Origin of the sequence: Nocardia sp. NBC_00881, assembly GCF_045207455.1 — a bacterium.
Taxonomy (GTDB): domain Bacteria; phylum Actinomycetota; class Actinomycetes; order Mycobacteriales; family Mycobacteriaceae; genus Nocardia.
In genome coordinates this window covers 60881-83185 of record NZ_CP108798.1, presented here as the reverse complement: position 1 = coordinate 83185, position 22305 = coordinate 60881, and the positions used below count along the sequence as shown (strand labels likewise).

The 22305-nt window shown below is 64.3% G+C and carries 17 protein-coding genes and 2 pseudogenes; 10 read left to right on the top strand and 9 right to left on the bottom strand.

All coding sequences use genetic code 11. The features are described 5' to 3' along the window. The first annotated feature begins 3 nt into the window (after nucleotides 1–3). The 3 genes from OH799_RS00380 to OH799_RS00370 all read left to right on the top strand — a co-directional run bounded on the left by OH799_RS00380 (nucleotide 4) and on the right by OH799_RS00370 (nucleotide 1131). The gene (locus OH799_RS00380; RefSeq protein WP_406274030.1) at nucleotides 4–348 is read left to right on the top strand and encodes a hypothetical protein; all 345 of its coding nucleotides are present in this window, start codon (nucleotides 4–6) and stop codon (nucleotides 346–348) included. Between the two features lie 167 nt (nucleotides 349–515). After that, entirely contained in the window at nucleotides 516–761 is a 246-nt protein-coding gene (locus OH799_RS00375) for a type II toxin-antitoxin system Phd/YefM family antitoxin (protein ID WP_406274027.1), read from the top strand. Next, the gene (locus OH799_RS00370; protein WP_406274025.1) at nucleotides 748–1131 is read left to right on the top strand and encodes a type II toxin-antitoxin system VapC family toxin; all 384 of its coding nucleotides are present in this window, start codon (nucleotides 748–750) and stop codon (nucleotides 1129–1131) included. Before OH799_RS00375 ends, OH799_RS00370 begins: the two co-directional genes overlap by 14 nt. Nucleotides 1132–1250: 119 nt before the next feature. Here the strand turns inward: OH799_RS00370 and OH799_RS00365 are convergent, their stop codons facing one another. Then, entirely contained in the window at nucleotides 1251–1898 is a 648-nt protein-coding gene (locus OH799_RS00365) for a hypothetical protein (RefSeq protein WP_406274022.1), read from the bottom strand. 450 nt (nucleotides 1899–2348) lie between these two features. Here OH799_RS00365 and OH799_RS00360 point away from each other — a divergent pair, with 450 nt between their 5' ends. Further along, entirely contained in the window at nucleotides 2349–2750 is a 402-nt protein-coding gene (locus tag OH799_RS00360; RefSeq protein ID WP_406274019.1) for a winged helix-turn-helix transcriptional regulator, read from the top strand. Here the strand turns inward: OH799_RS00360 and OH799_RS00355 are convergent. Next, complete coding sequence (locus tag OH799_RS00355; RefSeq protein WP_406274016.1) at nucleotides 2713–5046, bottom strand: hypothetical protein; 2334 nt, start codon at nucleotides 5044–5046, stop codon at nucleotides 2713–2715. The two genes, OH799_RS00360 and OH799_RS00355, sit on opposite strands and share 38 nt — an antisense overlap. 950 nt (nucleotides 5047–5996) lie before the next feature. On the opposite strand from OH799_RS00355, the gene OH799_RS00350 reads away from it, so the two are divergent. The 3 genes from OH799_RS00350 to OH799_RS00340 all read left to right on the top strand — a co-directional run bounded on the left by OH799_RS00350 (nucleotide 5997) and on the right by OH799_RS00340 (nucleotide 11299). Next, nucleotides 5997–6902, top strand: coding sequence for a TAXI family TRAP transporter solute-binding subunit (locus OH799_RS00350; protein WP_406274013.1), 906 nt, complete (start codon nucleotides 5997–5999; stop codon nucleotides 6900–6902). A 517-nt stretch (nucleotides 6903–7419) separates the two neighbouring features. Beyond that, a complete protein-coding gene (locus OH799_RS00345; RefSeq protein WP_406274010.1) occupies nucleotides 7420–8040 on the top strand; it encodes a hypothetical protein in 621 nt (206 codons plus the stop codon). Between the two features lie 601 nt (nucleotides 8041–8641). Further along, a complete protein-coding gene (locus OH799_RS00340; protein WP_406274007.1) occupies nucleotides 8642–11299 on the top strand; it encodes a LuxR C-terminal-related transcriptional regulator in 2658 nt (885 codons plus the stop codon). A gap of 144 nt (nucleotides 11300–11443) precedes the next feature. Here OH799_RS00340 and OH799_RS00335 read toward each other — a convergent pair whose 3' ends face one another. The 5 genes and pseudogenes from OH799_RS00335 to OH799_RS00315 all read right to left on the bottom strand — a co-directional run bounded on the left by OH799_RS00335 (nucleotide 11444) and on the right by OH799_RS00315 (nucleotide 17151). Then, nucleotides 11444–12526, bottom strand: a complete 1083-nt coding sequence (locus tag OH799_RS00335) for an ESX secretion-associated protein EspG (RefSeq protein WP_406274004.1) — start codon at nucleotides 12524–12526, stop codon at nucleotides 11444–11446. A 48-nt stretch (nucleotides 12527–12574) separates the two neighbouring features. Then, on the bottom strand, nucleotides 12575–13480 hold the full coding sequence (locus tag OH799_RS00330; protein WP_406274001.1) for a TAXI family TRAP transporter solute-binding subunit: 906 nt from the start codon (nucleotides 13478–13480) through the stop codon (nucleotides 12575–12577). 287 nt (nucleotides 13481–13767) lie between these two features. After that, nucleotides 13768–15111: a sensor histidine kinase gene (locus OH799_RS00325; protein ID WP_406273998.1), complete on the bottom strand. Its 1344-nt coding sequence runs from the start codon at nucleotides 15109–15111 to the stop codon at nucleotides 13768–13770. Between the two features lie 93 nt (nucleotides 15112–15204). Next, on the bottom strand, nucleotides 15205–15867 hold the full coding sequence (locus tag OH799_RS00320) for a response regulator transcription factor (protein ID WP_406281690.1): 663 nt from the start codon (nucleotides 15865–15867) through the stop codon (nucleotides 15205–15207). A gap of 369 nt (nucleotides 15868–16236) precedes the next feature. Continuing rightward, nucleotides 16237–17151, bottom strand: a pseudogene (locus tag OH799_RS00315) (helix-turn-helix transcriptional regulator). Nucleotides 17152–17212: 61 nt separating this feature from the next. On the opposite strand from OH799_RS00315, the pseudogene OH799_RS00310 reads away from it, so the two are divergent. Together OH799_RS00310 and OH799_RS00305 are read left to right on the top strand one after the other, a co-directional pair. Further along, nucleotides 17213–17764: pseudogene (locus OH799_RS00310) on the top strand (DinB family protein); the annotation flags it as partial. A gap of 33 nt (nucleotides 17765–17797) precedes the next feature. Further along, on the top strand, nucleotides 17798–18190 hold the full coding sequence (locus OH799_RS00305) for a RidA family protein (protein WP_406281687.1): 393 nt from the start codon (nucleotides 17798–17800) through the stop codon (nucleotides 18188–18190). A gap of 377 nt (nucleotides 18191–18567) precedes the next feature. Here OH799_RS00305 and OH799_RS00300 read toward each other — a convergent pair whose 3' ends face one another. Together OH799_RS00300 and OH799_RS00295 are read right to left on the bottom strand one after the other, a co-directional pair. Further along, nucleotides 18568–18780, bottom strand: coding sequence for a hypothetical protein (locus OH799_RS00300; protein WP_406273995.1), 213 nt, complete (start codon nucleotides 18778–18780; stop codon nucleotides 18568–18570). 119 nt (nucleotides 18781–18899) lie between these two features. Continuing rightward, nucleotides 18900–19052: a hypothetical protein gene (locus OH799_RS00295; protein ID WP_406273992.1), complete on the bottom strand. Its 153-nt coding sequence runs from the start codon at nucleotides 19050–19052 to the stop codon at nucleotides 18900–18902. 1006 nt (nucleotides 19053–20058) lie between these two features. Here OH799_RS00295 and OH799_RS00290 point away from each other — a divergent pair. Beyond that, nucleotides 20059–22206 carry a hypothetical protein gene (locus OH799_RS00290; protein ID WP_406273989.1) on the top strand — a complete coding sequence of 716 codons (2148 nt, stop codon included), beginning with the start codon at nucleotides 20059–20061 and terminating at the stop codon, nucleotides 22204–22206. The last annotated feature ends 99 nt before the right edge of the window (nucleotides 22207–22305 follow it).

The window sequence follows — 22305 nt, the reverse complement described above, 5'->3', positions numbered from 1 at the left end:
GCCATGGACGCGTGGCAGATCGTGCACAGCGTTCTCGCGGTCGTCGGAGGCGGCGCGTGCACCGTGGCCGGAGCGGCTTGCGTGTGGCCGATCAACCAGCCCCGACGTCATGTCCCGGCGAATCGACCCGCCAGCCGCTGCCAGTCGCGCCCGGTCGAATGGCCGAAGGCATCGACCTGCGACCCACCCCGCCAGCCGTTCACCCTCGCCGATGCCCATATCGCAATGCAATTGCACCGCGACCACGACTGCGCCCGCAAGCGCGTCGCGTTCGCGGCGCTGGTCGCGGCCGGACGCATTCACCCCGATACCGCACGACGACACCGACTCTGGGGGAAACCCTGGTGAACCAGAACGAAAGGCACCCACTGCCGGCTCAGGAACCGGATTCGATTGCGGCGCAGGCTCGTCTCCTCCAGCCTCCCACCGAACGTCCCGGATACCGCCTAGTCCGTAACCAGCATCCGTCCTATTGATCACGAACTAGACTAGACTAAGTCTGATATGGTATCCGCATGACTGCGGTGAACATCCATGAGGCGAAAACGCATCTGTCCAGGCTTTTGGAGCGGGTCGCAAAGGGGGAGCGCATCGTGATCTCCAAAGCTGGGAAACCGATCGCTGACCTGGTGCCTCATCAGGCGGCTCCGGTGACGATCGGCGGCCTGAAGGGGCAGCTGCGGTACGACGACAATGCATTCGACGTCGATCCGGACATGCAGCGGATGTTCTACGGAGATGACGCCGATGCTTCTGCTTGACAGTCAGACCGCACTCTGGGTGCTCGATGACAATCCCCGATTGGGTGTGACTGCCCGCAAGGCGATCACGTCCGCAACCGAGGTCTATGTTTCGGTGGCGACGATCTGGGAACTGACGATCAAGTCCATGCTGGGCAAATTGTCGGTGCCGACGAACCTCACCGACACGATGAGTGATCAGGGGCTCGGGATTCTGGATGTCACCGGACAGCACGCGGAGGGCTTGCGTGAATTCCCCGAATTGGTACGGCACGACCCGTTCGATCGTTTGATCACAGCTCAGGCGTTGTGTGAACGCCTGAGCTTACTGACCGCGGACAGCGTCTTACTGGGACTCGGACGGGACTTCATCGTCGATTCCACCCAGTAGTCCGGTCGCGTCGACCTAGCGGCCGCTGGGTGGTGGACCGGTCGGGGTGACCGCCTCGGCCGCCGGATCCGTTGCCGGACATAGGACAGCGGCGTGTTCCCAATGAGCTATGCCGAGTTTCAGGCAAGGCCAGGACGCGCGGCGGCTGCGCTGTCTGCGGCAACCATGAGCGGGTCGATGAGGGGGCGTCCGAGAAGATTGTGTAGGTCAGGGCTGATGTTGCTCAGGAAGCCGTGGCGGACGCTGGTTGCGATCGAGGCGAGTATGGGTGGCTGGAACGGCAACAGTTCATCGGAGGCGAGCAGGCGAGCGCGGTACTCGCCGAGACCGATCGTGTGGTGGGCGACGCCGAGCCGATCGGCAACGTCGTCAGCGGTGATCGGGTCGCCAACCAGGTCGTAGATCTTGCCTGCGTGTGCTGCGGGCGCGGCTGCGACGATCGCTGCCGCGGCGGCCAGATCCCCGCGTGCCACCGCCGACAGTGCGCCGGTGCCGAATGCCGACTCCACGCCATCGGGAGACCACATCAGCAACGCACCGAACAATTCGGCGTACAGGCCGTTGCGCAGCAGTGTCCACTCCAATCCGCTGTTCTCGACATGCTGCTCGGTCGCGCGGTGGGCAAGGGCGAAGCCGAGGTGATCGCCCGCGGTCGTCAGGCTGGTGTAGACGACGTGGGTGACGCCGTCACGGACTGCGGCGTCCAGGACCGCGCCATGGCGGGCGATCACCTGATCGTCCTCGGCGTACCCCGCCGAGACCAGCACGAGGGTGGAAACACCGTGCAGATCGAAACCGGCCGGATCGTCGAAATCCAGACGTCGTACGCCATCTCCCGGGGTACGACTTCCTCCTACGGCCTCGGCCCCGCGCGCCGTAGCTCAGCCAGTGTCAGGGAGGCGAGATGTCCGTTGGCCCTGGTCACCAAAATCATGAGTTCACAGTCCTTCGTGGTTCGTTTCAGTAACTACGATGGATCTTGATTCACTCCCGGGTTTGCTCACAAGGAGGCAGTTTGATGTCAGCCACGCACACCGCTGTGACCACCGCGTGGCCGAGCTGAACCCGTGCGGGCAGCCGGACCATCCCGACTGCGGCATCCGCGACGTTCTCGACCGCGTCGGAGACAAGTGGTCGGTGCTCGTCATCGTCGAGTTCGCGAACGGCCCGCGCCGCTCAGGGAGCTACAGCGAGCAATCGACGGTATTTCTCAACGCATGCTTACGCTCACGGTCCGTCGGCTCGAACGAGATGGCCTTGCGCTTCGGACTGTCTATCCAACCGTGCCTGCCCAGGTCGACTACCGACTGACGGAGACCGGAGCCAGCCTCACCCATCTCGTCAAGGCGCTGGCTGACTGGTCGCTGGAACATCGGGACGTCATCGCCCATGCCCGTCATGCCTACGACGAGAGAAGTACCCCGACAACGAAATGCGGTGACAGCACCTGCCAGAGTCGGTACGTGCTGTCCGCCGTCGACAACGTCATGTCCCGCAACAGAAGTGGCGGTGGCAGAGTGGGCAGATGCCGATCCAGATGGCCAGTGCGCGTTGGATTTCGCGGACACCCGCGCCCGGCTACTAGAATCGTGGAATCGCCTTCGATGGGGTCAGCTTGACGTTGCCTGTCCAGTATTCGGAATGCGCCATGATCTGCAGTATTTTCGAAGCTTCGTGGAGGTCGCCTGCGTTGGCGGCGGCCAGGTATTTCTGGCTGAGATGCGGCATGATGAACCTGTTCATCAGCAGGCCACGTTCCTGACTCCAGCCCTCGAACTTTTCCGGCAGGGGGTATTCCTTATTCGACTGTACAACGTTGCCATGGCGATCTCGAGTGATCTGGCTGCCGCTGGCGAGGGCCTCGATACCTCTGATCTTGTCTCTTGTGGGGTTGTCGAAGTAGTCCTGGAGATAGGCCTGTTCTGCATGAGTGAGAGCAGTCCATGGCACTCGGTCGATGTAGCGTCGGTTTGCCAACCGGTGCGCGGTGTGCTCGAAGATAGCCATGTTCGCCGGTGTTTGACCCAATTTGAGGAGCGACATCGAGGCCGCGGCCTCGCCGATGTACGCGTCACCGTCCCAGACGCTGGGACCGAATTGCTCGCGGTAGTTGTAGGCTCGCATGGCACCGACCATCATTTCTTTGTCCTTGAAGCCGGCGTCTGTCATGGAGGTGACGACGTCGCCCAGGGATCCGCCGCGGTTGATGACGCGGTCCACCGCCGCGGCGGCACCGCGATGGGTGTAGCCGTATTCCTTGGCGGCTGTTCTGGCGGCTTCGATATACCCTTCTCGGACCCGCGCCGAGTTGAGCGCCCAGCCCTTCCCGAGGATCTCTTCATTCGCTTTGAGATTCATCAGGTCGACGCGGTGCCTCAGTTTCGAGTCGAGGTCCCATGGTGAGCGCCTGCGGAAGAGTAACGCGGTGACCGGGTTGGCGCCGATGGTGTTGATGGCGGCGATTCCGGCCATGAGCCCGGCCCCGGGCAGGGAGTTGCCGGCCCCGACGTTGCCCATTCCCAGAGCGGTACCGCCGCCGCCCCCGCCGGAGCCGCCGGCGCCCTGTATCGCGAGGGCGAATCGGTTGGCGACCCAATTGTTGCCCCGGCCGATGCTCGCGCTCAGGCGCCTCAGCTGCAGGATGGCGACGATCTCCACCATGGCGCCCAGGACCAGTACCACCCCGACCTGTCCTTCGGCTTGGCGGAACAGGTTGCCCAGGAACAGGACGTAGACACCGAGGAAGACGGTGTAGGCCGCCATTCTTCCCGCCGCGACGAAAGCATCGACGACGTTGCGAACCAGGAACGTCTGTGTCGGTCCGTAGACGAATCCGCCTGCCGCGAACCCGAAGATGGCCATGAACGCGTGATAGATCGAGTCCAGCGCAGCCCACATGATCTTGTTGCCGAGGTACACCCCGAACACCAGCAGGATCGTCGCACACACCAACAGCACCAAACCGGAGCCGACCTGCCCCAGACTGGGATCGCTTGCCATGGCATAGGCCGCGGTGTCCCCGCAGGTCCGCATACCGGTCAAGACCCGGGAATCCTCGCCCGATTGCACGCCGGCCGACCACGCCGCGGCGCACCGCGGCGACTGGTCGACGACGTGACCGAAGTTCCACACCTGTATCGGGCGGCGTGCGAAATTGTCGGCCAGATCCCCCTGCATCGTGACGACCAGCTGGTCGGGGTTCGGGCTCGTGCTGCCGTTGAGCCCGGCCGCTACCGCGATACCCAGATCGCGGCCTTGGGCGAGTAGACCGTGTGAGGACAAGACATCAGCCAACGGCTCCGCCAGCACGATCGGGCCGAGCACCGCCACCCCGAGCATCGTGACGACCTGCATCGTGGCCTTGGCGACAAACCCGCGTACCACGAACCAGGCGACGAAGAACGCGCCGATCCCCGCGGCGACGGTCAACAGCAGCGGTGTGGCGATCTGGCCGGTCAGGTTGTCGGCGACCCCGGTCAACGCTCGACCGAACGGATCCAGCCATTGGAAGCTGATCGCGAAACCGATCAACCACACCGCGGAGGTCACGATGACCAGATAGCCGACGAACTCCAAACCCAGGATCAACGACACGATCGTCTCCAACGGATTCAACACGCTGCCGTGGCTGGTCGCGAACACGTAATCGGTCAACCGGACCCCGAACGAGTCCCGGATATTCATCCAGCTGAGCATGCCGATACTCGACCGGCCCGCCGCCATACCGTTGTGCGTCTGCGCCACAGCCACCCCACCGACAACACCCGGGAAGACGAACAACGCCAGAGTGATCCCCAGCAACCACACCATCCTGCGCCGTCGGCCGGTAGCCTCGACCCAACACCGAAACCGCCGCACCACCACCCGCGGTCGCCACCGCACCGGATCCCAGAACTCGAATATCCCACTGGTCATTCGACTATTGAGCGATTCTTTTAGGAGGCAACGAATCCCACCGGGGCTCGATACCGGGACACTTTCGACCCCTGAGCCGGATTCATCGCCGAACCGACCGTGCGGAACGCCGACCCTCTGACCGTCTCGGTCCTCAGTAGTCCAGTTCATGACTTCGACACCTTCGCCAGCTGTGGATCTCCAGGTCAAGCCCCGACGGGGCCGACTCCGCGGTGGAGCCCGGTCACCGCGACTCTCAATTCTTCGACAACGCACCGGAAAAGGCATCACGGTTATCCTCGTCCGTCCACGCCAGAATTCCACCGACGAGCACATGCCCGCCGAATCTTCGAATAGAAAGAGGTGCGTCGCGTCGCACAGTTGAACTGATTCACGATTATTGTTTCACGAACTCCACCTGACGCCCTCACCTCCCAAGCAAAAATACGCTCAAGGGAACGTAAAAACCCGTTCCAATAGCAGATTCCTTCCGGTCGGGCGTCCAGTACGTTAGATGTTGCAATTTTCGGCAATGGCGGTCATCCACTGCCATCCGCCGCTTGCACTAGCCGGCGCAAGCAAAGTATCCGGTAAAGCCATGCGATGCCATCTTCAGCGTGCCGAATTTACTCCTGCTTGATATCAACCCCCGGAAGGGGTAAGTGCCGGGGGCTGCGTCGACTGATGAGATTCCGCCCCTCGATCGTTTCCCAATATATTCTTAAGACTTCGTTAAGGCCATTGGCGTGTAATGTTTTCGGGTTGCACACCGCGGCCCGACGCCGAGAGCCCATTCGAGCTGGGCATACCGGTCCACTTGATAGCTATGACGGAGTAGTCGAGTCGATGTCGATTATCGGAAGGGCACGTCCGCGGCGACGTCCGGCAGAGCCGAGATGGTCGGCGGTGCGACACGGTGTGCCAGCGTTCGCGACGCACAGTGCGATCCCTCCCAGCACCGTGGTCGGACAATGATCTGCCGCCGCGGATTCCTCGCGCTCGCCGCGCTCTCGACCGTGTCTGCTTGTTCCATCGGCGATGACGCGGTCACGGTACGGCTCGGCTCCGGACGGGTCGGCGGGCTGTCCCACACATTCGCCCGGCTCCTCGCCGATGTGGCCGCCGAAGCGGGCACCGTGCGGATAGATCCGGTTATCACGGCGGGATCGCGCACGAACCTCGATCTGCTTGCCCGCGGCGAGATCGATGCCGCTCTCGCATTGTCGGATTCGGCGCACGAGTCCCGCACACGCGCACTGGCCATCGGACGACTGCACGAATGCTATCTCCACTTGGCTGTGCCCGCCGAGAGCCCGATTCACCGAGTCGAAGACCTGCGCGGCGCACGAGTGGACCTCGGTGCGCTCGGGTCGGGTGCGGAGATCACCGCCGAACGGGCGGTGCGTGCGGCGGGCCTGGACCCCACCGCCGACCTGCAGGTCAGCCATCGACAGCTGCCCGACGCGGTGTCGGCGCTGTATGCCGATGAGGCGGACGCGATCATGTGGTGCGCCGGTGTGCCGACGCCGGGTCCCGACATTCCCCGGCGTCTACGGTTGATCGACCTCGGCGGATTGGTCACGACCATGCGAGAACGGTTCGAATTCGACTACCACCGGGTGACGATCCCCGCGGATGCCTATCCGGGCAGTCCTGCCGTAAGCACCGTCGGCGTCCCCAACCTGCTTCTCACCAAACCCGGTCTGCCGCATTCCGCAGTGAGCGCGATCACCGAACTGCTGTTGCAGCGCGCCGACGAACTGACACCGAAGCGCACCGTGGGATTCCAGTTCCTGAATCGACGGTGGCTGGTCGGAACCGACGCTATCCCGATACACCCCGCATCGGTTGACGTCTACCGGACCTGGCATGGGTGAACAAGACCCACGCCGAGCGCCCTTGGACGCTGTCGAGAAACGGCTCGTCGCGGTAGTCGTATTCGACGACCGATTCGCCGGATTCGTCCACCTCCAGCAGCAACCACCTCAACGGCCGGTACCCTGCTGTGGCCATCGCCGCGCTCCGCTGGCGGAATATTGCAATAGTCCGGCCGAACAAGCCTACAAAGGTGCCAACTCCATCGAGTTGAGGAAACTGACGTGGCCGAATGCGGCGGCAGGAACTCCGACTCGTACCCCCGCATCCTCAAAGCATAGTCAAATATGCGCCCACTTATTGCGTTCAGTAGAAACCTCCAGTCATGATTTCCGTATGTTCAGCGACAGCTGACCGATCACATAAGAATCCACAAGCCGATCGATAGCGTGAGGTGATCGAAGCAGAAGACGGTGAGGGCGAATGTCATACCCGACAGCATGATCGGATCACTCGCCGACTGCCCCATGACGAGCCATCCGGCCGACTCGAAGCGATCACCACAATCGGAAAGTGCCCATGATCGACGAAAGCGATTTCTTCAGCAAGGCCAGGCAACGGCCCGGCCGCGCCAGGCGCGGCGACCTCCAGACGTCCTGCGATACCGCAGGACCGGGCCCCTACCCAACCACCGAGACCGACGCCGTTCACGCCGGCCGGACCGAGCCGGACCGCCCCACACCCGAGGGGAAAGAGCTCGAGCCCATCGGGGACCATATCCGCGAATCGCTGACCGACTGGTACCAAGAAAATTGGGATTGGATAGAGCGGCGCGCAGCCGAGGAACGAGCCGACAACACCTCGCCTGATACCTACGGAATCAAGCATTTTCTGCGGGATCTGGAAGCGAGTATCGACACCACCGTTTTCGGTGCCGATGAAGTCGGTGCCGCTCGCCATCAGGCGATTCTGGATGCAGTAGACGCGCTCCAGGCGACCCTCGACGAAGCCGAAACGGCGGCCAGCGGCGAAAAGCTTTCGGCCAGCACAGATGACCCGGCCGCCGGCGGATCCACCGACACCGGAGCGCTCACCGATACCGCCCGCACCGACACCACCGTGACAAAATGCCGGCTACCGTCGCACGAAGCCGTTTCACAGCTTCGAGAAATTACCAGTGGCACGGCCCGCACCAACTGATCACAACTCCACACCGCTACCTGAGAAAGCTCACTACTCTCCAGTCGTGGTCAGCTGAGGTCCGTCACACCCTTCCGGCAATCAGCTCACGATAACGTTTGTGCTGACGATCAGCTGGTTGCTTCTTGTGGTCGGCTGGCCACCGTCGTCGTGGCCAGCACAAGGCCGCGACGACGAACAGTATCTCTATGCCGATTACCGCAGCGGTCACCACTTGCAAGTCGGTCATATTCAGTCCCACTATCGTCCAGATCTCACACGAGTGCGCGTCAGTCCTACGCGGCGGCGATCGCGAGCCCGCCGCGAAGGCGAACATCGGGCACACTCATCACCGGTGATTCCGTTGCTCAGTCCATTCAGCCGGTCCGACCAGGTTGCCTGCGCAATCGCTCACGACGAAGTCTGGTCGACTACGTAGGCGGAACCGCATCCGTAGCAATCGCCGCAGGTGTCGCGAACTATCTACGTATCAACTACGTACGGCGCTGGACGCCAGGCTAGGGTCTAGGGGGTACGGTCGGAGCACGCGACAGCAAGATCACCGTCCTCGAGTGCACCTACCGACAATTGGGACGCTGGTTCAGCACAGCGGTTCTTGGTGATGGAGTCGCGGGGAAGAAGGAGCTTGACCTCTATGTCGAGTAGCCAACGACAAGGTCCCGGCGATCTTCCAGCACCCGCGAATGATTTCGTCGGCCGGGGTCCAGAGCTGGATCGAATCAGGACTCTACTGTCGGGCTCGGCCCGGTTGATCACCCTGACCGGTATGGGCGGTATCGGGAAGACTCGGCTAGCGGCCGAAGCGGTCGGCCAGTTCCGCAAGGCTACGCGTATGCCGGTGCACTGGGTGCGACTGGCAAGACTGGCCAAGGGCTCCGACTTCACCGCGGTGGAAGAAGAAGTCGCGCACGCCGTGCTCGACGCCGACTTCTCTGGGCGGTCGGCGTGGAACGCACTTGTCGACAAACTCACTATCAAGAACGCGGTAGGGCGAACCGCGCGGACGATGGTAGTGATGGACAACTGTGAGCATGTGCTGGCCGAGGCCGGTTCGCTCATTGCGGGACTGCTGGAGGCGGCGCCGTACCTGGTTATCCTGGCCACCAGCCGCGAGCCGGTGGGATGGGTCGACGAGCACTTGGTGGAGGTTCCGCCATTGTCGCAACAGCAGGCCCTGGCCTTGTTCCGACAGCGCGCGGAACTCAGCGGCCACGCTGTCACCGACACAGATCAGGTCGCGACAGCTCAGCTGATCTGTCACCACATGCACCACCACCCGCTCTATATCCGACTCGCCGCAGCGCGGCTTCGGCGTCAACCACTCGCGACGATCCTGCAGGAGTTGAGCGGCGGCGCGAACGACAAGCGAATGCGGTGGTCCCCTGCTTGGCAGGTGGGGGTGGATGCGCGCCATCAGCGGATTCCCGACGTGATCGCCTGGTCGTATGACCTGTGCACAGACAAGGAACGCTTGCTCCTGGCACGCATGTCGGTATTCGCCGCGGGCCACGACACCAACCTGGAAAGAGACGACAGCCTCGGGCTCGATATAGGGGCCGACCTGGAAGCCATCGAGGCCGTTTGCGCTGACGATCCGATCGGCGCAGACGACGGAGAGCCCAACCGAGACAGCGCCATGAGTCTGACAAAGGGAGAAATCGAGGGATTGCTCGAACGCCTTGTCGACCAGTCCCTCGCGTCACTACACCGCACCAAGACCAGCGTGCGGTACTCACTACTGGAAACGATTCGGGTATTCGCTCATGAACGACTGCGGGAATACTCCACCAGTGAGACGGACGAACCGGCACGGGTTGCCGCGCGCCATCGGCAATATTACCGCGACAAAGTCCTGCAGGCGTATGTCGAGTGGTTCGGCCCGGCGGAGCTGGACCTGCTGAAATGGGCGCGCGCGTCGTGGGGCAACATACTGGTCGCCATCGAGGGAAGCCTCACCACGCCGGGCGAGTCGGCACTCGGTCTGGAGATCTCGGTAGGATTGATCGCGCTTCGAGCGCCCTTCTTCAACGGCTCGCTGCGCGAAGCCCGTCAATGGGCGGAACGAACGCTGGAAGCAAGCCGCACGCTCACGCCGCAGCCAACCTATACCCAAGTGGCGGCGATGGCGTTGATCGGGTGGGTGGCCATGTGGCAGGGACAGCATGCGGACACCGAACGGATGCTCGAAGAGTGCGTTGCCACCTGCACTGGCGATCCGGAAATCCGGCAGAACTGGCGACAGTCTCCCGAAGTCGACCTCGGCTTCCCCGCCGCGGTCGATTTCGTGTGGGGCCAGGAGCTGATGTTGGTGCACGGCGACGCGGCATCCATCACCGCGCTGGCGCGCGCCCGCGAGAAGTCCCGCAGTACCGGCGATAGCGGCGGCGAGGCGATGGGTGGACTCATCGAGGCTATGGCAGCCAGCTTCTTCGGAACAGCAGAACAGGCGTTGGAGATCGCACAACGCAACGTTGACAACTTCACGGCAGCTGGGGCTCAATGGCTCAAATCCTGGGCGGAGCTGATGCGAGCGCTCGCACTGACCAAGCACGGTGATCCCACCGCGGCGTTGTCGGTCGGTCGTCAAGCGCTGGCCCACCTGGTATCCATTCGCGACCCGTGGGGTGCGGCCTGGGCAGTGCATGTTCGGTCCTGGGCGTTGGCGCAGATCATCACCGACTCGATCGCCGCAGGCGGCGCGGGTGCGGACGAGTTCGTTGCTATGGCGACCGAAACCGCTCGGCTCCTAGGAGGTGCCAGGACGCTGCGGGCGGAGCTGGGAACCGACATCGAAGCCCTGCGGCCCTTCGCCGACGAAACCAACAAAGCCATCAACGTCGCCCGCAGTGTGCTGGGACCCGATGCGTTCGCCGCCGCCGAGGAGGAGGGTTCCCTCTTGCGTTCCGAACTGCATGAGGTTCAGCGGCTTGCGCTGGGAACGCTACCCATGAACCGGGTGCCGACGGACAATACCGCCCGCACGGGCACCACGCGCTGGGACGACCTGACACGGTCGGAACAGGAGGTCGCGACGTTCGCTGCGGCGGGATGGACGAATACCGCTATCGCGGCGCAGCGTGGAACTTCGTTCAGGACCGTCGACACACAGATGACCGCGATCTTCCAGAAACTGATGATCACCTCCCGGGAAGACATCATCCGATTTGTTCCCAAGGACCTGATCGCCCAGGTTCGGCAGCAGTCGGCACGTCGGTTACACCGGAGCGATCTACGACCGCCCCGGCCACAGCAAGGATGACCTGGTGCGCACACCGGTGGCGAGCTCGGTCAGGAGGAATACGAATTGTCAGCGACGGGCTCACCGAGCTTGCCTCGGCCGTAACGGCGGCGGCCGACGCCCCTGCCGGCGGACAACCCGAGATCGCGACTGAATCAGCAAAATTCATTTTTTCAATGCCCGAGCCACACCGGCGATCTCGGTGTCTATTCGAGCAGTCAGGCGTTTCTCGTCGACCCCTTGCGCTATTGGGGGAGCACTCCCGGCGATCACATATCTGCCGTCCCCGAAAATATCACGCCACTCCAGCATCCGCCGATGGGCACGACAGCGATCGAACCGCGAAATCCCTTGACCGACAACAATAGCCCCCGCGCAGGTGACCGGCGACCGCAAGAATCTCTCGGCCTGCAACCAAGCGATCTTTCCGGTGGACGCGAAGACCCGGGACCGCCGGGATCCCTGATCCGTGTCACAGTAGGCATGGGCGGACAGATCGATATTGCCGTGCTTGCCTCTCTGAGCCTCGGGCAGCCGGGCCGCGACGACAGCACCGAACTCGCGCACACCGTATTCCGTAATGGCAAATCCACAACTGAGCGAAGCCGTCTCACCCGAAAGTTGCTCCAGCAGATACACTCGCTTGCCGCTACAGGCTCCGAGCATCCGGATCCACGACCTCGGGTTGTCATACTCTGCGGGGTTCCACCCCTGCACGACGATCCGGATATCGGGCACGGACACCGCATCGAGCACATCCTCGAAACAGCTACCCAATCGAGCCCGCACCGCCTCGCGCGCTTCTCGCTTCTCTCGCGCCAAGTAGTGATTTTGCCACAATCGGTTGGTCACGGTGAATGGCGCGGGAGGACCTTGCCCACCGGCATCCTCCCAGAGGACGACGAACTCGAGACCCGTGAAACGCCAACTCCGTGTCACCACGAGCCGGCACCTGCCGCCCGCTGGCTCGGCCGACACTTCGTGCCTCCTGCCAGCATGCCTCCCGGTTTCCGCACCGTGGCCTCCTCGTCGCCGAAATCGCCCTGCTCGCTCCACCTGGACCAGAACCCGGTCGGCTCCGTTGCCACTGCATCGAGATGTCGCGATGCCACCCGGGCAGTCCACGCCGTAACTGGTTACAGCATGTAACCGACTGTGTTCCAATACTTCAGCCGGAATCGGCACCGGGCGCAACCAGTCCGGACACGGAAAGGCGCTTTCTAACACTTCCTTGAGGTCGATGGTCACTACCATCCAGGCCGAGCAGCTTGTTCTCCTCCAAGCACTGCAAGGCACTCAGTCGTGCCAGCTGCGATAGAAATCAGCGGCGGCGGGATGCAGCGGAATGTCCCCGGTCCCGACCAGCCAGCGCCGGTCCAGGAACTGAAATCCCTTGGCATGCTCGGGCACCAACCTGTCGGGGTTCCGCAACAGCAGTTCTGTGATGGCAACCACTGCGGAATTCGCGAGAGTCGGCGCGACGAGTAGCAGGTTGGGTATCCCGACGGTACTGACCGCCGGACCTCCCGGGTACGCATTCTGGTGGATCACCACGCGGTCGTAGCGGTACCCGAATCGCTCACGCATCATCGGGGGGAACTCCCCCAGGTCGATCAACCGTATCCGCCAGGGGATGTCCAGACCGGGTGTCGGCACGCCACCGCCCCATAGAATCGCATCCGTGTCGCCGCTGTGGAGCGCTTCCACTGCCCCGGCAAGCTGCCGATGTCCGGCCACCACGTCGACCGCAGGGTCCAGGCCCGCCGCCTGCAGTACGCGTTCGGCGGTCATTGCCGCACCCGACCCGACCACTCCGAGGTCGACCCGCTTCCCACGCAGATCACCCACTTGGTGAATCGCGCTGTCGGCGAGCACAGCCATCTGCAGGTACGTCTCGTACAGGCGTCCGATCGCAAGTGGATGAGTCGCGGACTCGTACACCGAGTCAGCGAGGGCAAGTGCGGCATCGATCTCGCCGCGGGCGAGTAGGTCGAGGTTCATCTGCGACCCGGCGGTGGCGACCGGATCGATACGCACCGTACTGAATTCGGCCGCCACGGCAGCGAGGAGTTGAGCGATCTCGTGAAACAACCCGTTCACCCGCCCGGAACCGAGCCGGATCGTGACAGGGTTGCGGTCGATACCACAGCCGGAGAGAGCCGCCACGGCCGCCACGACGAACAGATCCCGGCGGTTGATCATCGTCGCACCGCCACCCGACGGTGGCCTGCCATCGTCCGGCCATACGCCAGAAGCGTTGCAACACATCGAACGCACTCGTTCCTGACCGTCTCGCCTGCACCGGGGACTGCCGCGTGGCGTCCTCGTGCCGCGGACAACGCCCTCCACTTCGGAGGCTATTTCAACCGCTCGAGATCGGAGAGTCAACAGGTGCCCGGCTCTTGCCCACGGAGCTTGGAGTCGTGACGTATCCAACGTCCATCGGGTCACCTGGGTTCGAACACGATCCGCGCCGAGTACGCGACCGATCACGACGCTCTCGCCGGCAGCCGGACTGTTATGCGTAGCCCCTGCGGAACGGTCAGACCGACCGTGAGTTCGCCCTGATGTCGCTGTGCCAGCGCCGCCGCAATGGGCAGGCCGAGCCCCGATCCACCGGGAGTGGCCGACGAGCCACGGTAGAATCGCGTGGTCAGCTTGTCGAGTTCGGGCTCCGCGACACCCACCCCGTCATCGCTCACCGACACGGTCACCCAACGCGTCCCGCCGTGCACGCGAACCTCCGTCCGCGCGCCCGCGCCCGCATAGCGACACGAATTGCTCAGCAGCACATCAAGGATCTGCATGAGCGCATCCTCTGGCGCTGCCACCTCGACCTCGCCGTCCGGCACAACGGCCGCCACGTCCATGCCGGCCCGCTCGAAAGCCACCCCCCATGCCTCCACCCGGTCCGCGACAACTCGCACCGCGTCGCAGCAGCTCGGCCAATCGGAATCATGCGGCACGGGGCGGAACCCCTCGGGTGTCTCGGCCACCGCCAGACGCAGCAGGCCGTCGAGCACCGCCGCGAGCCGGTCGACCTGTGAACTGGCGCGCCGAAACGAATGCGCGGACTGATCCGGTATCACCGGCTTCAGCGATTCCAACCGGATGGCGAGCGCAGCCAGGGGGTTGCGGATAGCGTGCGCGGTATCCGCAACCAACTGGCGCTGGGCTTCCACCGCATCGGCGACCGCCATCGCCATCGCATCGAACGATCGGGCCAGCTCACGCACCTCCGGTGGTCCGTCGTACTGCCGCATGATCGACGTGGGCGGGGGGCCCGAGACCGGATTCGGCAACGTATCCGTCAGCGTGGCAACCGATTGCGATAACCGTTCCAGGGGACGCAACACCCACCTACTCAGTGCCAGCGCCAGTCCCGCGAACAGCGCCAGGGCCGTCCACATGCCCAGCGTCAGCAGGGCCCAACGGTCAGTGATATCCCGCTTTGCCTGCACGGTCGACGTCTCGATGAGCACCGCGCCGTCGACTTGCATTCCGGATCCGATGGGACGGGCGATCATCAGCGAGTCCGGGTCCCAGGTGCGCAAGCGATGCGGGAACCCCGTGGAATGCCGATTACTGCGGGCCGCCGCCACGGCCTCGACAACTGCCGGATCGCCGGTGTCCACCCCGATGTTCGCGAACTCGGCACCGCCGACATCCACCACGAGCACGGCGTCCTCATACAGGTCGTGGTAGCGCTCCATCGCCGCGACCAGCGGCTGACGGTCACCGGTCGCCATCGCCTGCTCGGCGAGTTCGCCGAACCACTCGGCGTCCACGTATCGACCGAGCCACAGCTGCTGTGTCCGAGTGGTGGACGCCATGGCCCCCAACGGAACCGCAAGTCCGTGCACTGCTAGCGCAGCGAAAGCTAACAGCGTTACCAGCAACCGTCGTCGCAAAACCTCAACCTGTACTCATTTGCCCCAGCGGTAGCCGAACCCCCGGATCGTTGTGATCAATCCTGGTCTGCCGAGCTTGGCACGCAACGTCGAAATATGCACATCCAGAGAGCGGGACACCGCCATGAACGCATCCCCCCAGATCCGGTCCATCAGTAGTTCGCGACTCACCGCGGAGCCTGGCCGCTCCACGAGGGCCTCTACCAATTCGAACTCTTTCTGTGTGAGAGTCACCGGCTCACCAGCGACCTCGACCTGCCGCATCTCGAGATCGATCCGAACATCCCCGGTGATAATCACAGGGGCCTCCGGGCCGGCCGCAGCGGCAGCGGCGCGCCGGGTCACCGTCTCCAGCCGGGCAACCAGTTCCGCGATACGCGGTGGTTTGACAAGGTAGTCGTCGGCACCGCCCCGTAAGCCGCGGACCACGGTCCGTTCGTCGTCGCGGGCGGTGAGAATCACCACGGGCACCGAACTGACCTCCCGAAGCTGCCGCAGCACTTGCAGCCCATCGCCGTCCGGCAACCCCAGATCGAGGATCACCGCATCGCAGCGGCGGTGCCCGATGAGCAAATCCGCTCCCCGGCGCATACGTATTGCGAAGAAACCCTGGTCAGTGAGCACCTCCACCAGCGCATCGCCCACTTCGTCGTCGTCTTCGACTATCGCCAGCCGCACGCGCCGATCTGTCCCTGGTGACGAATCGGTATGGGCGGGATCCGGCGGACCGGTTTCGTGGTATTCACTCACCGTGGGTACACCGCCAAGCAGCCGACCAACGAACTCGACCCGACTTGCGACGAATGCCCGCCGGCCGGATCGACCAGGACACCGTCACCGCGATCCCCGGATCGAGCTCTGAGAACGTTACGAGCCGCACTGTTCACGGTCCCGACCAGCAAAGTTGCGCACACCACTCCTACATATTCCGCGACTACGCCTAGACGCAATGAAAGTCGAGAAACTTTACAGCGCTTTCACATATCCAGCCTCGTCGCCATCGGACTGCTCTCCAGCCACACGCGCACGTCGGCATGTGGTCGCGGCTCATGACTCTGCCATGTCCGGCACCGGTGAGATCGTTGCACCGGCCGACAGCAGTCTTTCCGCCAGTACGCGACAGCGTGTCCCGAGCTCCGGAGGGTCGAGTACCTCGAAGTCGTGCCCTAGCAGGAGGACGTGCATGAGCACGAAGTCGAGGCTGCCGGCGCCACTGCGCACCTCGCAGAGCTCGCTCCCTCGCCGTCGTACGGCGGCCGCCGACGCCGGAATCTGCGCGCGCACCGTGTCGGCCGACGCGTGCACGAGGAAGCGCCAGGTCCGTACCGACACATTCATCCGGTCGACGCGGAAGCTGCGCTAGTCGTCACGATCGAGGTCGTAGGCGAGGAGATACCAGCGCCGGTCGGAGGCGACCAGGCGGTAGGGCTCGACCCGCCGCGATCGCACCTCAGTCCCGGACGGAAAGTCGAATCCCGCCTCGACTTCGTCGCGGCAGGCCCTGGCCAGTGTCATGAGCACCTCGGGGTCTACCGGTGTGCGGCCTCCGCCGAACGACTCCACCGAGCCGGAGAGGGCGCGCACCTCGTGCCGCAACCTGGTTGGCAGCACCCTGTCGAGCTTGATCAGCGCCCGAAGTGCGGCGTCGTCGGCGCTGGCGACCGCGCCACCCGCGCCGGCGAGCAGGGAGACTGCGGTGACGATCGCCTCCTCGTCGTCGAGAAGCAGCGGCGGCAGGTCCTGACCCGGGCCGAGCTGGTAGCCGCCGCCGACACCATGGCTGGCATGTACCGGATAGCCGAGCACGCGCAGCCGCTCGACGTCGCGCCGTACCGTGCGCGGTGTGACCCCTAGCCGGTCGGCGAGTTCGGGGCCGGTCCAGACCTGCCGCTGCTGCAGCAACCCGAGAAGGGTGAGCACCCGCTCCGTCGTACCCCGCTCGTCACCGCTTGCCGAACCCATGTACCCACCCCGCCAAAGATAGCGGACCGATCCTGTCCGCTAAGGGTGTCAGAGTGGCTCCATGGATGCAGACGAACTCGACTGGAACCGGACGCTGCGTGAGCAGTGGGAGTTCCACTGGAACCATCAGCTCCGATCCCGCCTCGACGGTCTCACCGACGACGAGTACTTCTGGTCGCCGGTGCCGGACGCCTGGAGCATTCGGCCGCGCGGCAGCTCGACGGCGCCCGTGCAGGTCGGTGCCGGAGACTTCACGATCGACTACGCCTTCCCCGAGCCGATTCCCGCGGCCTTCACCACGATCGCCTGGCGACTCGGTCACGTCATCGTCGGCGTGCTCGCCGCGCGCAACGCGGCGCATTTCGGCGCACCGGCGGCGTCGTACGAGACCTGGGAGTACGCGGGCAGCGCGGCCACCGCGCTCGACCAGCTCGAGGCCCAGCTCGACGTCTGGCTGGCCGGGGTGCGCGGCCTCGGCGAGGCCGGGCTCCGGGTCCCGGTCGGCGCGAAGGAGCCCTTCCCGGAGGTGCCCATGGCTGATCTGGTGCTGCACATCCACCGCGAGCTGATCCACCACCTGTCCGAGGTCTGCCTTCTGCGCGACCTCTACCTGCACACGAAACCCGGCACCTCCAGGACGAGACTCATGACCGTCGAGACGACACACCTCGACCCCCACGAACTTCACAGCAACCCTGCCTTCACGCAGGGCGTGATCGCATCCGCTGCCCGAACCCTCTATGTCGGTGGCCAGCTCGGCACCGATAGCACCGGAAACCTGCTCGACGGTATCGAGGCGCAAACCACTCAGGCAATGCGAAACGTGCTGACCGTGCTTGCTGCCGGAGGTACCGGTCCCGAGCATGTCGTCAAACTCAACATCTACCTTGTCAATGGGGTCGACGCACAGGTGGGCTACGCGGCGGCGCGATCAGTGTGGGGGAATCACCGCACAGCCATCACGGTCGTTTCCACCGCAGGCCACGCTCGCCCAGGCGCGCTCGTGGAGATCGACGCGGTAGCGATCATCCCCGAATAGGACGAATCCACGGATCAAGGCTGCAGGGGCGTAGCTCACCCCGGATGCCAGGGCAGCAGCGCATCGGCCTACCGCGCGCCGGCTCTGACACGCAGCCCGAAGAGCTCCTCCACGGTCGACCAGCCGAGCACGATATCCGGCCGCGGTCACCCGCGGGCGATCGGCATCGACCGGAGTGCCGCAGCGCTGATCAGCGCACCGACGCTGATCAGCGCCCCACGGCCGACGGCGCACCGCGCCGCCTGAACACTCGACCTCATGACACCGGGGCTCGATGGTGCTCGGCCTTCATGCTCACACGCCGCACACCGCTGTGTGGGGATGCGAGCCCGAGAATCCGGCCGACAGGCCGATCCCACCGGCGCAGATCCGTTCGGTCAGCTGCTGCCGAACCAGCCACCGCCCCAACCACGGTCGCCCCAGCCGCGACCCCAACCGTCGTTACCCCAACCCCAGCCGCCCCAGCCGCCGCCCCAACCGTCGTTACCCCAACCCCAACCCCAGCCGCCGCCCCAGCCGCGACCCCAGCCGCCGCCGCCCCCCGGGCGATCAACCTGTACCACACCGGGTTCGGGCGTCGGCGCGGCCATGGCAGAAACCGCGGCCGCCGTCATCGGAACGGCTATCGCGGCTCCAACGAGCACGACTTTCGCTAGCAACTGGCATGTGGCAACCCTGGTGTCGCACATGAATCGAGCGAGCGCGGCCATCATGAGCCGGGGCGGGCCGCCTGATGGCGCGTCGCGTCATACTGCTCGAAATAGGCCTCGCCCACGACGAACATTCCACGTCGCGGTAGCCAGAAGTCACCCAACCTCGCCTGCTCGGCCAGCGGCCCCTGGAGGACCGATATCGATTCCATCGATCCGTGCACCACTCTTCTCCACGGTCCACAGCATCCGCGGATTGGCCCGGAACCACTGACCGTTCGGGGAAGTGCCGCTGAGCCGCACCCGCCCGACGCCCGACGCCCAGCGCCGGACCCGCGACCCGCGACATGAGCGGCAGGACGGCAGGACGTCGCCACAAGGCGGCGGGCAGCATGCGACCGAGACCCGTCGTCGCCGCCGTCGCCGCCGATCGTCCCAGCTCGAGATCCCACATGAGCCTGTCGCGCACCTCGACCGTCAACGCGGACGGACCCGTCCAGGTCACCGAGATGTGCTCAACCCGTGCGTCTTCGATCGCTGAGCCGAAGTAGCGGGCGCAGCCGACCTCCGGGGAAACACTGCTGTAGATCACCCATTCGCCGGCCGGGTTCCGATGCGACACCGAGTCATACCCCGCACCGATCGAACTGGCAGGAAAATGCCGAAGCGCCAAGTAGTGGCCGCTGGCGACTGACACACAATCCTGCATTCGATGCCGTTTCAACGCGGCGGCGATCCCCGACCATCGTCCGTTCCTCAGGTTGATGCGACACGCTTCGGCATTACTGGTGGGCGTCAACGTCGTCCACGGCCTCGACTTCCCTAGATCTACATTAGGTAAGGCTGACCTTAGTCAGGTAAGGTGTGCCTCCTGTGCGTGGTAGACGCTCGGCTGGCGACGTGAGTACACCGAATGCCTCGATGCGATCGCGAACGCTGTCGCGCTGAGGCGCGACTCAGCACATCGGGCTGCAAACCAACGGAGGCAATGGCATGTTACGGGAACATACATTCCGGGATCCTGCTCGGTGGCAACCTCGCACGGTCTTCCGGCGTCTGCGCGCTCGAGCCACCGCGACCCGCTGCCGTCGCCGTGTCGTATGGTTTCTGGCCCTGGTCTTCGCTCTGCTTGTTCTTCCGGGCAGCGTCGGTGCTGTCGCGACAGCGCAGAGCGATACGACCAGAGCGGGCGGGACGAGGATCTCGGCCCTGAGCTGGATGGAGATCCGGGACTCCTCGGGAGTGCCGTTGACCGATTACGTCTTCGCTACCGGCCACGGCGGTCTGCTGAATCCGTTGGAGACAGCGGTGGCGATGGTTCTCGGCCTGGAATTCATCGGATACATGGTCCTGGTCACCTCGACGGTGTGGGTGATCGGCTTTGCTATGAGCTTCCGGTGGCTGGATCCGTTCGGCAACGCGTTGAACGGGGTCGCGGAGGCCCTCACCGAACAAATCGCCACTCCCATTCTGCTGATGGTGGCGGCATCGATCGGCGCGTTCTTCGTGGCGTGGTTCGTGGTCCGCGGATATCACGCCAAGGCGGCGATGCAGGTCGTGACGATGATCGGGGTGGGGCTACTCGGCCCGATCGTGCTGTCGGAGCCGCTTGCCGACGTCCTGTCGTCGGATGGACTACTGGCCACGGGCCGCAATCTGGGTATCTCGGTCGCCGCCGGATTGCACGGTCACGGGCGTCCGGATCCCGATCAGCTGGTGGCCACCATGCAGGCCGATATGGCCGACAACTTCGCACGGCACCCAGTGCAAGTGTGGAACTTCGGACATGTAGTCGACAGCTCGGCCAACTGCCGCGCCGCGTGGTCGGCGGGAGTGCGAGCCGGCGATGACACCCGAGTGCTGAACAGCATGCGGACCTGCGGTGACTCAGCAGCCTATACCGAGGCCGACCATCCCGGGATGGGGCAGATCGGCACCGGGCTGGTTCTGCTGGCCTGCGGGACTATCGTGCTGTGCTTCGGAACCTATCTGGGATTGAAGGTCATCTGGGCCGCACTGGATGCGATCTATCACGCCTTCATGGCCATATTCGGTTTCGCCGCAGGCGGATTCATCTACGGGCCCACGCAGACCTTCCTGGTCCGCAATCTCGTCGACAGCTTCGTCGCGGCGGCGCGCATGACGGTCTTCACCCTTTTTCTGGGCATCTACACACTGTTTCTGGGCAATCTCTTCGCACAGGCACATGACCAAGTCATGATCGTGCTCGTCCTCGGCGCCATCGTGGAGATCGTCGCCATCGTCCAACTCCGCCGGCTCAGCGCCAATCTCACCAACGGCACCGATTGGATCGCCAATCGGTTCGGCCTCGCCATCCAAGGTGCTGGGACCTCTGCCCGTGATGGCTCGAGCGGTAACGCCCTAGGTATGGGCTATGCCGGTACTCGGCACGCCATGACCGGCCCGCACGGCGCGCACGGCGGCGGCGGGCTCCTTGCCGGGATGTACACACTCAACGCCATCAATACCAGCCCGCTGACCTCGTGGCTATTCCTGCGGGAGCACCCTCTCGACCCTTATTCGAAGATGAAGAACAAAGCGCAACGGGAACTGTGGCAAGCCCAAGCCACCCCGATCGGCTCGTCCACGATCTATGGACGAGACGGATTGTTCACGCACAATTTTCGGGATAAGCAGAGCCTTGTGCACGCTGCCCGTGCCGGCGTCACCGCGGCCGAACAAGCCGGTCGCGGCGGCATCAATACCGCTCGTGGCGCCGCGGCGGCCATCGATGAGGCGATGACGCAACGCGGTGCGAGTCTCTCCCAACTGAGCTCCGCCTTGCGCGGCGCGGGTTTCACCGACGACGATCTGGTCCACCGAGCCGTCGAGGCCCGCAGCCAGGTCATGCGATACAGTGCGGCCGATTCACTGGCCGACAAGAACCTGTCCGGAGTCGTCGCCGCGGCCGCCTACGCCAATGCGGCACACACCCCTGCCGCCATCGCCGAAATCGAACGCGCGGCACTCACCTACCGGCACCACATGCCCGGCGCAGTCACCCTCAACGGCAGCACAACTGACCCCCACACCCCACTTGGGTACGTGCACGACTATATGGCCGCACCGACCAAGGCGAAACTGACCGCGCTGCAGAAAGTCGCGGACGGGGAGGAAACGGCTCCATACAGCCGGGAGGAAGCGCTGCTCATGATGCGGTGGATCGGCACCGAACACGCACAGCGAACCGCCGCCGCCGTCGATAGATTCGTCGCTGACCAGGCCGACCGGGGCCACATGCGTGCCGTCCAAGCCCAACTCAGCGCCGCGATCGACACCGACCGCTGGGCCGCCGGCGCCAAAAGAACTCCCGCCAACACTGTCCTCTCACCCGCCATCCTCTGATCGCACCGCTTGCCGCACCAGGGACAGTGTTCATCGCGGGCCGACTGCCCCGTGTGCGCCCCCCTTGCGCCGGCCGTAGGCGGCGGCCGATCCGGTAGA